The organism is Lachnospiraceae bacterium oral taxon 096, from assembly GCA_018141845.1.
Lineage (GTDB): Bacteria > Bacillota > Clostridia > Lachnospirales > Lachnospiraceae > F0428.
In genome coordinates, this window is the sequence record CP073340.1 from 1,732,175 (window position 1) to 1,746,653 (window position 14,479).

General features: G+C 38.5%; 16 protein-coding genes. 15 read left to right on the top strand and 1 reads right to left on the bottom strand.

Annotation, left to right across the window (positions count from 1 at the left end):
- Nucleotides 1–12 precede the first annotated feature (12 nt).
- The 11 genes from J5A74_08410 (at nt 13) to J5A74_08460 (ending at nt 10,781) form a co-directional block, all read left to right on the top strand.
- Complete coding sequence (locus J5A74_08410; GenBank protein ID QUI96866.1) at nt 13–474, top strand: GNAT family N-acetyltransferase; 462 nt, start codon at nt 13–15, stop codon at nt 472–474.
- Nucleotides 475–570: 96 nt separating this feature from the next.
- Entirely contained in the window at nt 571–1,068 is a 498-nt protein-coding gene (gene ilvN / locus J5A74_08415; protein QUI95399.1) for an acetolactate synthase small subunit, read from the top strand.
- A 71-nt stretch (nt 1,069–1,139) separates the two neighbouring features.
- Complete coding sequence (gene ilvC, locus J5A74_08420) at nt 1,140–2,159, top strand: ketol-acid reductoisomerase (GenBank protein QUI95400.1); 1,020 nt, start codon at nt 1,140–1,142, stop codon at nt 2,157–2,159.
- 188 nt (nt 2,160–2,347) lie between these two features.
- Nucleotides 2,348–3,799, top strand: a complete 1,452-nt coding sequence (locus J5A74_08425) for a carboxyl transferase (protein QUI95401.1) — start codon at nt 2,348–2,350, stop codon at nt 3,797–3,799.
- A 26-nt stretch (nt 3,800–3,825) separates the two neighbouring features.
- Nucleotides 3,826–4,581 (top strand): OadG family protein, encoded by a 756-nt coding sequence (locus J5A74_08430; GenBank protein QUI96867.1) that lies wholly within the window; start codon nt 3,826–3,828, stop codon nt 4,579–4,581.
- A gap of 20 nt (nt 4,582–4,601) precedes the next feature.
- Nucleotides 4,602–4,970 carry a biotin/lipoyl-binding protein gene (locus tag J5A74_08435; protein ID QUI95402.1) on the top strand — a complete coding sequence of 123 codons (369 nt, stop codon included), beginning with the start codon at nt 4,602–4,604 and terminating at the stop codon, nt 4,968–4,970.
- Nucleotides 4,971–4,997: 27 nt separating this feature from the next.
- Entirely contained in the window at nt 4,998–6,149 is a 1,152-nt protein-coding gene (locus J5A74_08440; protein ID QUI95403.1) for a sodium ion-translocating decarboxylase subunit beta, read from the top strand.
- Nucleotides 6,150–6,162: 13 nt separating this feature from the next.
- Entirely contained in the window at nt 6,163–7,560 is a 1,398-nt protein-coding gene (locus J5A74_08445) for an oxaloacetate decarboxylase subunit alpha (GenBank protein QUI95404.1), read from the top strand.
- Between the two features lie 66 nt (nt 7,561–7,626).
- Nucleotides 7,627–7,923 carry a hypothetical protein gene (locus tag J5A74_08450; protein ID QUI95405.1) on the top strand — a complete coding sequence of 99 codons (297 nt, stop codon included), beginning with the start codon at nt 7,627–7,629 and terminating at the stop codon, nt 7,921–7,923.
- Nucleotides 7,924–8,059: 136 nt separating this feature from the next.
- Nucleotides 8,060–9,922 (top strand): molecular chaperone HtpG, encoded by a 1,863-nt coding sequence (gene htpG, locus J5A74_08455; protein ID QUI95406.1) that lies wholly within the window; start codon nt 8,060–8,062, stop codon nt 9,920–9,922.
- A 10-nt stretch (nt 9,923–9,932) separates the two neighbouring features.
- Nucleotides 9,933–10,781 (top strand): DegV family protein, encoded by an 849-nt coding sequence (locus tag J5A74_08460; GenBank protein ID QUI95407.1) that lies wholly within the window; start codon nt 9,933–9,935, stop codon nt 10,779–10,781.
- 34 nt (nt 10,782–10,815) lie between these two features.
- Here J5A74_08460 and J5A74_08465 read toward each other — a convergent pair whose 3' ends face one another.
- On the bottom strand, nt 10,816–11,334 hold the full coding sequence (locus J5A74_08465; GenBank protein QUI95408.1) for a small multi-drug export protein: 519 nt from the start codon (nt 11,332–11,334) through the stop codon (nt 10,816–10,818).
- Between the two features lie 114 nt (nt 11,335–11,448).
- Here J5A74_08465 and J5A74_08470 point away from each other — a divergent pair, with 114 nt between their 5' ends.
- From J5A74_08470 to J5A74_08485, 4 genes are all read left to right on the top strand, one after another.
- Nucleotides 11,449–12,312 carry a patatin family protein gene (locus J5A74_08470; protein ID QUI96868.1) on the top strand — a complete coding sequence of 288 codons (864 nt, stop codon included), beginning with the start codon at nt 11,449–11,451 and terminating at the stop codon, nt 12,310–12,312.
- A 64-nt stretch (nt 12,313–12,376) separates the two neighbouring features.
- On the top strand, nt 12,377–12,868 hold the full coding sequence (locus J5A74_08475) for an IS607 family transposase (protein ID QUI95409.1): 492 nt from the start codon (nt 12,377–12,379) through the stop codon (nt 12,866–12,868).
- The gene (locus tag J5A74_08480) at nt 12,852–13,016 is read left to right on the top strand and encodes a hypothetical protein (protein ID QUI95410.1); all 165 of its coding nucleotides are present in this window, start codon (nt 12,852–12,854) and stop codon (nt 13,014–13,016) included. Before J5A74_08475 ends, J5A74_08480 begins: the two co-directional genes overlap by 17 nt.
- 14 nt (nt 13,017–13,030) lie before the next feature.
- Entirely contained in the window at nt 13,031–14,365 is a 1,335-nt protein-coding gene (locus J5A74_08485) for an IS200/IS605 family element transposase accessory protein TnpB (protein ID QUI95411.1), read from the top strand.
- Nucleotides 14,366–14,479: the final 114 nt, after the last annotated feature.

Here is a 14,479-nt window from a genome sequence, read left to right on the forward strand (position 1 = left end):
AGAGAACAAATTATGGAAATTTATGCACAGGCAAGAAAGTTCATGATAGAGCAGAATAATCCACATCAATGGGCAGATAGTGGATACCCTTCAATTGATTTGATAGATGAAGATATTGAAAAAGAAAGAAGTTATGTCTGTGTAGAAAAGGATAAAGTATTGGCGGTATTTGTCTACAGTGAGGGGGTTGACCCAGATTACAGAGAGATTACCCATGGGCAGTGGCCAGATGATGAGACAGATTATGGAGTGGTACATCGTTTGGCTGTTCTTAAGGGAACCAATGGCATTGGAGCTTATTGCCTGGATTGGGCCTATAATTTGAGTGGAAACCTTCGTATTGATACACATAGAGACAATGTACCAATGCAAAATTTATTAAAAAAGCTTGGATTTACACAATGTGGGATTATCCACATATCTGATGGCAGTGAGCGACTTGCCTATTACAAAAAGAAAATAATTCGATTTTAGTATAAGGCACTTTTATATCTTCTATGCAATATCTGTCATTGACTTTTCGACATTAGATTGATAGAATTATACGTAAAGTTTTTAGGAGGTAATGATATGAGAATTGTATTGTCCTTAATTGTTGATAATACAGCAGGTGTGTTGAGCCGAGTAGCTGGACTCTTTTCCAGAAGAGGTTACAATATCGATTCATTGACGGTTGGTGAAAGCAAAGATCCAAGATATTCGAGAATGACTGTAGTTTCCATGGGCGATGAAGTGACTTTGCAGCAAATTACCAGTCAGCTGGGAAAACTTGAGGATGTGCGAGATATTAAGGTACTCTCCGAAGGACAGAGCGTTTATCGCGAGTTGATGATGGTGAAGGTGAAGGCGGATGCAGCACAGCGTCAAGCGATAAGTGCAGTGGCATCGATGTTTAGAGCCAATATTGTCGATGTGGCGAGGGAATCACTGACCATTATGATGACAGGAGATAGAGATAAGTTAGAGGCGATTGTTCATTTGCTGGAGGACTATGAAATCCTTGAGTTGGCAAGAACAGGTCTCACTGGACTTTCAAGAGGCTCAGAGGATATTCGAAGTATATCCTAATTTGTTGTTGAAAAACAGTTGTTTTCAACTTGTTTTTTACATATATTTTATTTATTCACAGGAGGCTAGTTATGTCTAAGATTTACTATCAGGAAGATTGTAACTTATCAATGCTTGAGGGAAAGACAATTGCGATTATTGGTTATGGTAGCCAAGGTCATGCACATGCATTAAACTTAAAGGAAAGTGGATGTAATGTTATTGTTGGTCTCTATGAGGGCAGCAAGTCATGGGCAAAGGCTGAGGCACAGGGCCTTGAAGTGTTTACAGCAGCAGAGGCTGCAAAGAAGGCTGATATCATTATGATTTTGATCAATGATGAGCTTCAGGCTGATATGTACAAGAAGGATATTGAGCCAAATCTTGTTGCAGGAAATATGTTGATGTTTGCACACGGCTTTAATGTACACTTTGGTTGTATCAAGGCACCAAAGGATGTTGATATCACAATGATTGCCCCTAAGGCACCAGGTCACACAGTTCGTTCAGAGTATCTTGCAGGTAAGGGAACACCTTGTCTTGTTGCTGTAGAGCAGGATGCAACAGGCAAGGCACTTGAGCTTGCACTTGCTTATGGTGCAGCTATTGGTGGTGCAAGAGCAGGACTTTTGGAGACCACATTCCGCACAGAGACAGAGACAGATTTGTTTGGTGAGCAGGCTGTTCTTTGTGGTGGTGTTTGTGCACTTATGCAGGCTGGATTTGAGACTCTTTGCGAGGCTGGTTATGATCCAAGAAATGCTTACTTTGAGTGTATTCATGAGATGAAGTTGATTGTCGATTTGATCTATCAGTCAGGATTTGAGGGAATGAGATATTCTATCTCTAATACAGCTGAGTATGGCGATTATATCACAGGACCAAAGATCGTTACAGAGGATACAAAGAAGGCAATGAAGAAGATCCTTTCTGATATTCAAGATGGTACATTTGCTAAGGAGTTCTTGCTTGATATGTCACCAGCAGGTCGTCAGGTACACTTTAAGGCAATGAGAAAGCTTGCTTCTGAGCATCCATCAGAGCAGGTTGGTGCTGAGATCCGTAAGCTTTATAGCTGGAACAGCGAAGATGATAAGTTAATCAACAACTAGTTTTTACTATAGAAAGCGAGAGGTATAGTGTATACTTCTCGCTTTTTTTAGATATAATTAAGAACATAACAAAATAGAGTTGAGTTTTTTTTGGAAATAGAATAAAATAAAAGTGGCTTTGTCTATACAATAGTATAGTTATAGAAAAAGTTAATATTCTATTCAATTTTTAAGGATGGAGGTTCTCTATGAGTCAAACAACAAAAAAGTCAGCAGCAATCAGAATTGAAAAGTTGCTCGATGACAACAGCTTTGTTGAAGTTGGTAGCTATGTAACAGCAAGAAGCACAGACTTTAATATGGCTGAGACAGAAACCCCAGGTGATGGCGTAATCACAGGTTACGGAACAATTGGAGGCTGTTTAGTGTATGTATACAGCCAAGACAATTCTATCCTTGGTGGATCGATGGGTGAGATGCATGCAAAGAAAATCGTCAACATCTATGACCAGGCAATGAAGATGGGAGCACCAATTATTGGTCTGATTGACTGTGCAGGTTTGCGTCTTCAAGAGGCGACAGATGCACTGGATGCATTTGGAAAAATTTATCTTAGTCAGACCATGGCCAGTGGAGTTATTCCACAAATACAGGCAGTTTTTGGAAACTGTGGTGGTGGCATGGCGGTGAGCACAGCACTTGCAGATTTTACATTTATGGAGTCAGAAAAGGCAAGTTTGTTTGTGAGTGCACCAAATACTTTGGATGGAAATCACATTGATATTTTAGATACTTCTAGTGCAAAGTACCAATCAGAAACTACAGGACTTGTGGATGGTACAGGTACAGAAGATGAAGTAATTGAGCAGATAAAGACACTGGTTTCTGTTCTTCCTGCAAATAATGAAGATGATATGTCCTATGATGAGTGCACAGATGATCTCAATAGAGCAGTGGACATTGCAGGATGTGTTGAGGATGCCGCATTGGCACTTAGCTACATTTCAGACAATAATTTCTTCTTTAGTGTGAAGAAGAATTTTGCACCTGAGATGGTCACGGCATTTATTCGCCTCAATGGTCAGACTATTGGTTGTGTGGCTAACACAAGTAAATATTTTGATGAAGATGGAAATGTGGCCTTAGAATGTGACAAGACGCTCACAGCAAAGGGAGCAAGAAAGGCAACAGAGTTCATTGATTTTTGTGATGCCTTCCAAATTCCTGTACTCACTTTAGTTAATGTCAAGGGCTATGCAGCGACCAAGGGAACAGAAAAGCATATGGCAAAGGCAGCAGCAAGATTGACCTATGCTTTTGCAAATGCAACTGTACCAAAAGTAAGTGTCATTGTCGGCGACGCATTTGGCAGTGCATATCTTAGTATGAATTCAAAGTCTATCGGTGCAGATATGGTATATGCTTGGCCACAAGCAAAGATTGGTATGATGGATGCGAGAGAAGCAGCAAGAATTATCTATGAACAAGAAATTGAAGCGTCTGATGATCAAGTGGCAACAATCAATGCATATACAAATCAGTACAATGAGTTGCAGTCTTCTGCAATTTCCGCAGCGAGAAGAGGATATGTGGATGATATTATTGATCCAGCACAAACTCGTCAGAGATTGATTGCAGCATTTGAGATGTTATTTACAAAGAGAGAAGATCGTCCAGCTAAGAAACATGGTACGATTTAATACGAGGTGACATAATGAAGCAAAAGATGAGACAGGTATTGTTCTGTCTAGTGATGGTGCTTGGAATTATCGGCCTTGCAGGTTGCTCTAGCAAGAAGAAGACACAGATTGATGCAGGTGTGGAATCACAGATTACTAGTTATGTCAATCAAATGATGTCACAGCTAGAGAGTGCCGATGATAATACATTGACAAGTGCAATCAAGCAGTACGAAGATAGTGATGATGCAACACAGGTTGCATTTGGAACTGCACTGCAGAACTGGGTAGATAATAAGGAGATCATTGGTAAAATTTCTGGAGATCCTGCAGATGTAAAGATCAAGGAAGGTGATAACAAGGGATACGATGTCAAGTTTAAATTGACTGGAGAAAAGAGAAACGCAAGCGTCAGCCTTGGGTTATCAAAAAAATTAGAATTGACTAGTTTATCATTCAATCCAGTTTATAGCGTTATGGAGAAGATGGAAAAGGCGTTTATGAACTTGTTGATGGGAATGGGAACTGTGTTTGTAATCTTGATTTTTATTTCCTGGTTGATCAGCCTTTTCAAGTATATCAATGTATTTGAAGCAAAGGTAAAAGCTACAAAAGAAGTGAAGGTTGAACAAGTAGAAGAGGTGATTGCGACTGAATCACCTGTACAAGAAAACGAGCCAGAGCTTAGTGATGATCTAGAATTGGTTGCTGTAATTACAGCAGCAATTGCTGCCTATACAGGAAATAGTACAGATGGTCTTGTTGTTCGCTCAATTAAGCGAGTAAGCAAAAAGAGAAGATAGTAATCGGAGGAAAAATCTCAATGAAGAATTATACAATTACAGTAAATGGAAACACATATCAAGTACAAGTAGAAGAGGGCGAAGCTAGTTCAGTTTCTTCTCCAGTGACACCACTTGCAAAGCCTACTCAAGCTGCACCTAAGGCAGAGGTTAAGGCATCAACAGGTGCTGCAGGATCTATTAAGGTGGAGTCTCCAATGGCTGGAAAGATTCTTGCAGTAAAGGCTAATGTTGGACAGAGTGTAAAGAGAGGCGAAGTTTTACTTGTTCTTGAGGCAATGAAGATGGAAAATGAGATTGTAGCACCAGAAGATGGAACAGTTGCAAGTATTAATGTGGCGGCAGGTGATGCTGTTGAGACTGGTCAGGTATTGGCTACATTAAACTAAGATTGAACATCTTATGGAGGGATTACAATGGATTACATTTTTAATACGCTAAGCAATCTCCTTCAGCAAACCGCATTTTTGAGTATGACGGGTGGAAATATCTTAATGATTTTGGTTGCTTGTGTATTTTTATACTTGGCAATCGCAAAGGGATTTGAACCACTACTACTTGTTCCAATTGCGTTTGGTATGCTGTTGGTTAATATTTATCCAGACATTATGCTTGCACCAGAAAATTCAAAAAACGGTGTGGGTGGATTGTTACACTATTTCTATATTCTCGATGAGTGGAGTATTTTGCCATCATTGATTTTTATGGGTGTTGGTGCTCAGACAGATTTTGGACCTCTAATTGCCAATCCGAAGAGCTTTCTGCTCGGTGCAGCTGCACAGTTTGGTATTTATGCAGCCTATTTGATTGCTATTTTGATGGGCTTTAATGATAAGGCGGCAGCAGCAATTTCTATTATCGGTGGTGCCGATGGACCTACATCCATCTTTCTTGCAGGAAAATTGCAGCAGACAGAATATTTAGGACCAATTGCTGTTGCTGCGTATTCCTATATGGCTCTTGTGCCAATTATTCAGCCACCAATTATGAAGATGTTTACAACAGAAGAGGAAAGAAAGATCAAGATGGGACAGCTTCGTCCAGTATCAAAGCTTGAAAAAATCTTATTCCCAATTATTGTTACCATCGTTGTGTGCTTAATTCTTCCGACAACAGCCCCACTTGTTGGTATGTTGATGCTTGGAAACCTCTTTAAGGAGAGTGGCGTTGTTAAACAGCTTACTGAGACAGCAGCCAATGCAATGATGTATATTGTGGTTATTTTACTTGGTACATCTGTTGGTGCAACGACGAGTGCAGAAGCTTTCTTGAAGGTAACAACAATCAAAATTGTTATTCTTGGATTGGTTGCCTTTGCATTTGGTACTTGGGCAGGAGTTGTATTTGGAAAATTGTTGTGTAAGGCAACGGGTGGAAAGGTTAATCCTTTGATTGGCTCGGCAGGTGTTTCTGCTGTGCCTATGGCGGCCAGAGTATCACAAAAGGTTGGTTCTGAGGCAGATCCTACAAATTTCCTTTTGATGCATGCTATGGGACCAAATGTTGCTGGTGTTATCGGTACTGCGGTTGCGGCTGGAACATTTATGGCAATCTTTGGTGTGAAATAGAGAGGAGATTATAATGGCAGATAAGAAATTAGGGATTGTTGAGACCGTTCTTCGAGATGCTCATCAATCTTTAGTGGCGACAAGAATGACGACAGAGCAGATGCTTCCAATTATTGACAAGATGGATAAGGTTGGTTACCACGCAGTGGAATGCTGGGGTGGAGCAACATTTGACGCTTGTTTGAGATTTTTACATGAAGATCCATGGGAGAGATTGAGAAAGCTAAGAGATGGATTTAAAAATACAAAATTACAGATGCTCTTTAGAGGACAAAATATTTTAGGTTATAATCACTATGCTGATGATGTTGTAGAATATTTTGTACAAAAATCTGTGGCAAATGGAATAGATGTCATCCGTATTTTTGATTGTTTAAACGACATTCGAAATTTGGAAACAGCAGTAAAGGCAACAGTGAAGGAAAAGGCTGATGCACAAATTGCTCTTTGCTATACTTTGGGAGATGCCTATACTTTGGACTATTGGAAGGACATCGCAAAGAGAATTGAAGATATGGGGGCAACATCTTTGTGCGTAAAAGATATGGCGGGCTTGTTGACGCCATATACAGCACAGGAGTTGTTATCGGCACTTCGCTCTTCTACCTCACTTCCAATTGATGTTCATACTCATTACACATCGGGTGTGGCTTCAATGACCTACTTAAAGGCTGTAGAAAATGGTGCAAATATTATTGACACGGCGATTTCCCCATTCGCTATGGGAACTAGTCAACCAGCCACAGAGGTTATGGTACAGACATTTAAGGGAACGGAATATGATACCGGTCTTGATCTTGATCTTCTTTCTGAAATTGCGGATTACTTTAGACCAATTAGGGAAAAGTTTATGGCTGATGGTCTGCTAAATCCTAAGGTTTTGGGTGTCAATATCAATACATTGCGTTATCAGGTACCAGGTGGTATGCTTTCAAACTTAATCAAGCAATTAAAGGATGCTGGTAAGGAAGATAAGTACCGCGAGGTATTGGAAGAAATTCCAAGAGTTCGCAAGGATTTTGGTGAACCACCACTAGTTACACCATCATCTCAGATTGTTGGAACGCAGGCCGTAATGAATGTACTTTCTGGAGAAAGATACAAGATGGTTCCTACAGAATCAAAGAAGATTCTTCTTGGCGAATTTGGTCAGACCGTAAAACCATTTAATGCAGAGATTCAAAAGAAGATTATTGGTGATGAGAAGCCAATCACGGACAGACCAGCAAATCATATTGCACCACAGTTGCCAGGATTTGAAAAGGCTTGTGCACAGTGGAAGCAGCAGGATGAAGATGTGCTTTCTTATGCATTGTTCCCTAAGGTAGCAGAAGATTTCTTCAAGTACCGCGAGGCACAGCAATCAAAGGTAGATGTAGAAAAGGCAAAGGCAAAGTCATACCCTGTGTAATTGTTTAGTATTTTGTCAGTGTGCGAAGGAAGCCCTTCGCACACTTTTTGTGTTTTAGGAGGAAAAATGATTCAAAATTATGATGTATTACAAATTGGATTTTATGAATATGGGCAATGTTTTACAGGAAGTGACACAGGAATGAGGTATCGTATTGCGAGGGAACCACTTGAAAATGTTCACTTTACACCAATGGACAAGCGAGGAGAGGCACATTTAAAAGTTACAATTTGGCCAGAACCCTTTGCTTACGACAAGACAGCAGAGGAATTGAAGGAAGATAAATTATTTGAGTATTCTCAGCAGGGGCTTTTAGAAGCTGTTGCGTGGTTGAATCAACAGCGTTCTTCAAGAGAATGGTAGAATATAAAAACAATACTAGTATACAACTTACAAAATATATCAGCACTCTAAATAATTGAGTGCTAAAAATGAATTGACTTTTCTTTTCTATTGACTATAATAGTAGATAGTAAGTTAAGAAAGGGAGGAAGAGACAGTGAAAAAAGGAAATTTGTCTATTCATAGTGAGAATTTATTTCCCATTATTAAGAAATGGTTATATTCAGATCATGATATTTTTGTTAGAGAGTTGGTATCAAATGCAACCGATGCCATTACAAAACTAAAGAAATTGGCATTGATTGGGGAATTCAATGCACCAGAAGATGAAAAGTATAGTGTGCAGGTGGAGATTAGTCCAAGTCAAAAGGTAATCACAATTACAGATAATGGTATTGGTATGACGGAAGACGAAATTGATGAATATATCAATCAGATTGCTTTTTCAGGGGCACAGGACTTTATTGAAAAGTACAAAGACAAAGCAAGTGATGATCAGATTATTGGTCACTTTGGATTGGGATTTTATTCTGCCTTTATGGTGGCAGACAAGGTGACTATTGATACTCTTTCTTACAAGGAAGGTGCAAAGGCCGTAAAGTGGTCTTCTGATGGCGGAACAGAATATGAGATGGGAGAGAGTGACCGAACAGAGCGAGGAACCAGTATTACACTCTATTTAAATGATGAGAGTCATGAATTTGCAAATGCATATCGTGTGCGAGAGGTACTTGAAAAGTATTGTTCCTTTATGCCTGTGGAGATCTTTTTGAAGGATTTGGATGAAAAGGTAGAAGAGAATCCAGAGAAAGAGAATGAAAAAAAAGAGGAACCAAAACCAATTAATGACATTCACCCACTTTGGAATCGTCATCCAAATGAGTGCAGCAAAGAAGATTATATTGCGTTTTATCAAAAAGTATTTCATGACTACAAGGAGCCACTGTTTTGGATTCATTTAAATATGGATTATCCATTCCATCTAAAGGGAATTTTGTATTTCCCTAAGATTGGTAACCAATATGAGAGCATTGAGGGCACAATTAAACTTTATAATACACAGGTATTTATTGCAGACAATATCAAGGAGGTAATTCCAGAATTTTTGATGCTTTTAAAGGGAGTTATTGATTGCCCAGATCTACCACTTAATGTTTCGAGGTCAGCACTGCAAAATGATGGCTTTGTCAAGAAAATTTCAGACTATATCACAAAAAAGGTTGCTGATAAACTGGTAGGAATGTGCAAAGTCGATCGAGAAAGTTATGAGAAGTACTGGGATGATTTGTCTCCATTTATTAAGTTTGGCTGTTTAAAGGATGAGAAGTTTGAGGAGAAAATGAAAGATTCAATTCTCTTTAAAGACTTGGACGACAAGTATACAACACTTCGTGATCTGTGTGGTGAAGAACAGGAAAAGACATTATACTATGTGACAGATGTCAATGAGCAAAGTCAGTATATCAAAATGTTTAAAGAGGCAGGAAAGAATGCTGTGATTCTTTCTGATGTCATTGACTCGGCCTTTATTGGACAATTGGAATACAAAAATAAGGGACTAAAGTTTTTGAGAATTGATGCAGATATTCAGGCCGCACTAAAGCAGGAAGACAGTGACGAAGAGACAAAAAAGAAATACGATGAAGTGGCCAAGAAGGTCAAAGACGAAATTGGGGATGAGAAGCTCAATGTGGAGATTCAAACATTGCAAAACAATTCTATTGCATCAATGATTACTTTATCTGAGGAATCAAGAAGAATGCAGGATATGATGAAGCAATATGCAATGCCAGGAATGAATAGTGCAATGTTTGATAATGGTGGACGAACCCTTGTGCTCAATGTAAGTCATCCATTAGTGAAGCAACTTGTAGAGAACACAGAGGGCGAAAACTTCGCACTATTGAGCGAACAACTCTATGATTTAGCCAGCCTTGGACATGGCTCATTGTCACCAGAAAGATTGGAAAAGTTTATTCAAAGAACGAATGAACTTATGGAGAAGCTAAACACCGTCTAAGAGGTGAGAAATGGAATATAAGATTATTGGAGATAGTTGTTGCGACTTCAATAGAGAACAACTAGAGGATAGATTACATTTTCAATCCATACCATTGCAACTAGAAATTGGGGATTATCACATAGCAGATGATGCCCAGTTTCATCAAAAAGATTTTCTTGGGCGAATGCGTACCTCCAGTGTTGGAGCAAAAACGGCTTGTCCCTCTCCTGAGGAATTTAAATTGGCAATGAATTGCAGTGCAGAAATGATTTTTGTAGTGACCTTATCAGAGCATCTAAGTGGATCTTATCAAAGTGCAGTTTTAGGGAAGCAGTTGTATGAGGAGGAATATGGGGTGGATCACAAAAAGATTCTAATTATTCCTTCAAATTCTGCAGCTGCTGGTCAATATCGCCTAGTGGTGGCTCTGGAGAGAATGTGCAAATTGAATTTTTCATTTGAGCAAATAAAAGAGAAGATTTTTTACCTGCGCAATCAAATGAAGACCTATTTTGTATTGGAATCATTGGAGACACTGAGAAAAAATGGACGGCTTTCAGGGCTTTCTGCTTTTTTTGCCTCAGCACTCAATATTAAGCCAATAATGGGGGCAAGTGAGGGAAAGATTATTAAGCTTGATCAGGCCCGAGGAATGAATAGAGCATTGGCCAAGATGGCAGAGATTGCAACAAAGGAGGGAGAAAATCTTCCCGAAAAGATTCTGTGTATCACTCATGTTAATTGTCCAGAGCGTGCACAATTTGTTGCTGACCATTTTAAAGCAATGGGGATTTGTAAAGAAATATTTATTACAGAGGCCATGGGGGTTTCGACAATCTATGCGGGGGATGGCGGAATTGTCATAGGGTTTGTATAAAAAAAGGGGGGTATAGTCCCCTCTTTTTTATAACTTATACAACTTTTCCAATAACACCAAAAGAGAGGATCATCATAATCACACTTGCCATGAGTACGCCAAGAAGTGCAGATAAAAAGGCCTTCTTTTTGTCCATCTCTAAGGCAGCGGCAATCATACATCCTGTCCAAGCTCCAGTTCCAGGAAGTGGAACGCCAACAAAAAGAACGAGTCCCCAGAATCCTACACTTTCAATTTTGGAACGATTTTTTTGGATTTTTTTGTCCAGCCAATTTCCAAATGCATTGAGAACACCAATTTTTGAATTGCGCAAATACTCAAAGAAGCGATTAAATAAGATGAGAATAAATGGAATAGGAATAAGATTTCCAATAATACAGATGATGTAGCTTTGAACAGGATCAAGTCCCAGTAAGGAAGCTGCAATCATTCCTCCACGCAATTCAAGAATTGGGAATAATGAAATAATAAAGACGATGAGTTGTTTTCCATAAGTGAGTGCAAGCAATCCACCCATTGCACCAACGAGGTGCTTTGCCAATTTTTCAGCCATAGTTACAGTCCTTTCAATATTTTTTTAATATTGGTATTTTAACAGATTGCATAAGAACTGACAAGGTGATATTATTTTATGATATTATCTTATAAAAAGGAGTGCAATAAATTGATGGAAAGATTAGAAAAAGCTGCATTAGTCTTAGAGGGAGGATCCTTGCGTGGATTGTTTACCGCAGGGGTGTTGGATACTTTTCTGGAAAATGAAATTTATATGTCCTATGTCAATGGTGTTTCAGCAGGGGCAATGAACGGAATGAATTATATCAGCAAACAAAAAGGAAGAGCAAAGCGCATCAGTCTGACCTATCTCCATGACAGAAGGTATATCAGTAAAATGACGATGTTTCGAAAAAGAAAGATTTTTAATTTTGATTTTTTGTTTAATGAAATTTCAGAAAATATAGATGTATTTGATTGGAAGGCTTTCCGTGAGAGTGAACAAAAATTTGAAGTTGTTGCCACAAGGTGCAAGAATGGAAGACCAGAATATTTTGAAAAGGAAAGCTGTTCAAGTATTGTAAAGGCAGTGGAGGCCTCAGCGTCTCTTCCACTACTTTCAAAAATGGTTACTGTGGAGGGGAAAAAATACCTCGATGGTGGTGTCTCTATGCCGATTGCTTATCAAAGGGCATTTGATCTGGGCTATCAAAAAGTTGTTTTGGTGTTGACAAGAGACAAAGGGTACAGAAAAAAGCCATTGTCCAATCTTTCTAAAAAGGTCTATGCTAGTTATTTTGGACCGCTTCCAAATTTTGTTGCCGCACTAGAAGAAGTTCCTGAGCGATACAATCGTATGCAGGAAGAAATTGAAAGGCTTGAAAAGGAGGGAAAGATCTTTGTCATTCGTCCGCAGGAGCCTGTGATTGTGAAGCGACTGGAAAAAAACAGCCAAAAACTTGAAGATTTATATCAACAAGCTGTGGAGTACACAAATGAGATTTTACCAAGGTTAAGAGAATATCTAAACTCCTAAAATCAATTTTAGACGTGACCCTGTATCCGATAGGCGATTCTTAACTAAAGATGACACTATCACATTGTTACGAGAACATAATCTTTTATATGATGATGCAACTGACAAACGACGAGATGTTATCTACGCCCGTGTATCATCGCATGACCAGAAGTCTCATGGCGATTTAGACAGGCAGATTCGGTTTCTTATTGACCAATCAGATAACTTACAAAATGTAGTTGTACTGTCAGAAGTTGGTTCCGGTTTGAATGATAAACGTAAGAAATTACAACAGTTACTTAAAATGGTTATGAATGATGAAGTAAATCGTGTATTTGTAACCTATCGTGACCGTTTAACTCGTTTCGGTTTTAATTATCTCGAAACCATGTTTAATGCTAAAGGTGTCGAAATCGTTATTGTCAAACAACAAACGGAAACAATGTCTGTCGAACAGGAGTTTATGAACGATATGATGTCACTTATCGCATCGTTTTCAGGCAAGCTCTATGGTATGCGGTCAAAAGGTAAACAGGAAAATAAGAAAGGACAAAGCAATGACCCAAAATCATAAAGAAATGACGCTAAAGGAACTAGAGGAATGGTTAAGGAAAGAACAAGTTGAACGTTTGTTCTTAGAACATTATCTAACTCTTGTAGGTAAAGATAATCAAAAGGTAAAACTAGCTGATCATCTTAATTTAGACGATATTATGGAATAGAAAGGCACTCATTCATGCAAAAACGTAAGTTTACAGTTGTAACTCAACTACACGATAAGAACAATTCTCAAATTATTGAATATGTTGAAAATTCTCGTGCGACTTACGCTCACGCTATGAGAAAAACCTTTCAACACATTAAGCATACAGACAATTTTAATAAGTCAGCTTATAACACATATTTACAAAATCAATACAGTATTACTAAGCGTACTGCTAATTCTATTATATCTGATGCACAAGGACGATTGAGTGCTTTAATTGAGTTGAAACGACACGAAAAACAGGTTCTTGAACATAAGATTGATTATTTTGAGACAAAAGTTATCCCTCAATTACAAAAACAACGTGACGATAACTGTGCGATGTTACGAGCTGGTTTGTTTGTCAATCTAACCAAACATCGTAATCTCAAACGAAAGCTGGTTGCTAAGAAAAACAAGCTCAATCGTATGAAACAGAAGCTAAGTAATCTCGATTACCAACTAGAATCAGGTCAAGTCAAAATTTGTTTTGGTACGAAAAACTTATTAAATAAAGATTACGCCGGGTTCATTGAACATCGTGATAATCAGATGTCATTTGTTGGAACAAAAACGGAAACCTCTGGTAATCAACTCTTACAGTTGAACTATAACAAACTGAATAACCAGTTCAATATTAAGCTCCGTAAGGACTTTGGTGGTTTCAAGACGACTCAAGGGAATGATAAATACGCTTTTGGGAAAGTATATTTTAATCATCATAAACAAGAGATTATTTCCATTTTAGAACAAAAGAATAGTCCTCTTTCGTATAAGATTATCAAGCGTTATGGACGATACTATCTCTATTGCACCTTTGAAATCCAACAAGAGGATACTGATATAATGACTCGCAGCACTCATGGTGTCATTGGTCTTGATTTTAATAAGGGGTTTGTGACCTTAACCGAAACGAATGCGTTTGGACACATGATTCAAAACCAATTCTTACCATACAGGTTTCAACAAGGACAGGCTACAAAGTCTGACTTACAAGCTATCGCCAACGATATTGTTAAACTTGCTTTAACTACTGGCAAAGATGTGACGATTGAGGACCTTAATTTTAAGCGTACGAAAGCTAAAACAGAATCCAAGCATGGTAAGAAGTATAATGAAATGATACACTCGTTAGCTTACCGTCAGTTCGTTGAAACAATGGAATCCATTACTTATCGCAACAATGTTTATCTCAATAAAGTCAATCCCGCATGGACAAGTTGGATTGCTAAAAATAAATACTGTCCGCAAATGAAGCTAAATACTCATGTCGGAGCTTCATTTGTTATTGCACGACGTGGACAAGGCTTTAGAGATAAAGTCTAAGAAAAAATAACCATAGACAGATGTAGAACTGCAAGACAAGTCCGCATTTCCCTGTATGGTTATCAATTTAGAAGCGATACCAATAAGTGCTATTGTATTGGTGTTATATCGAAA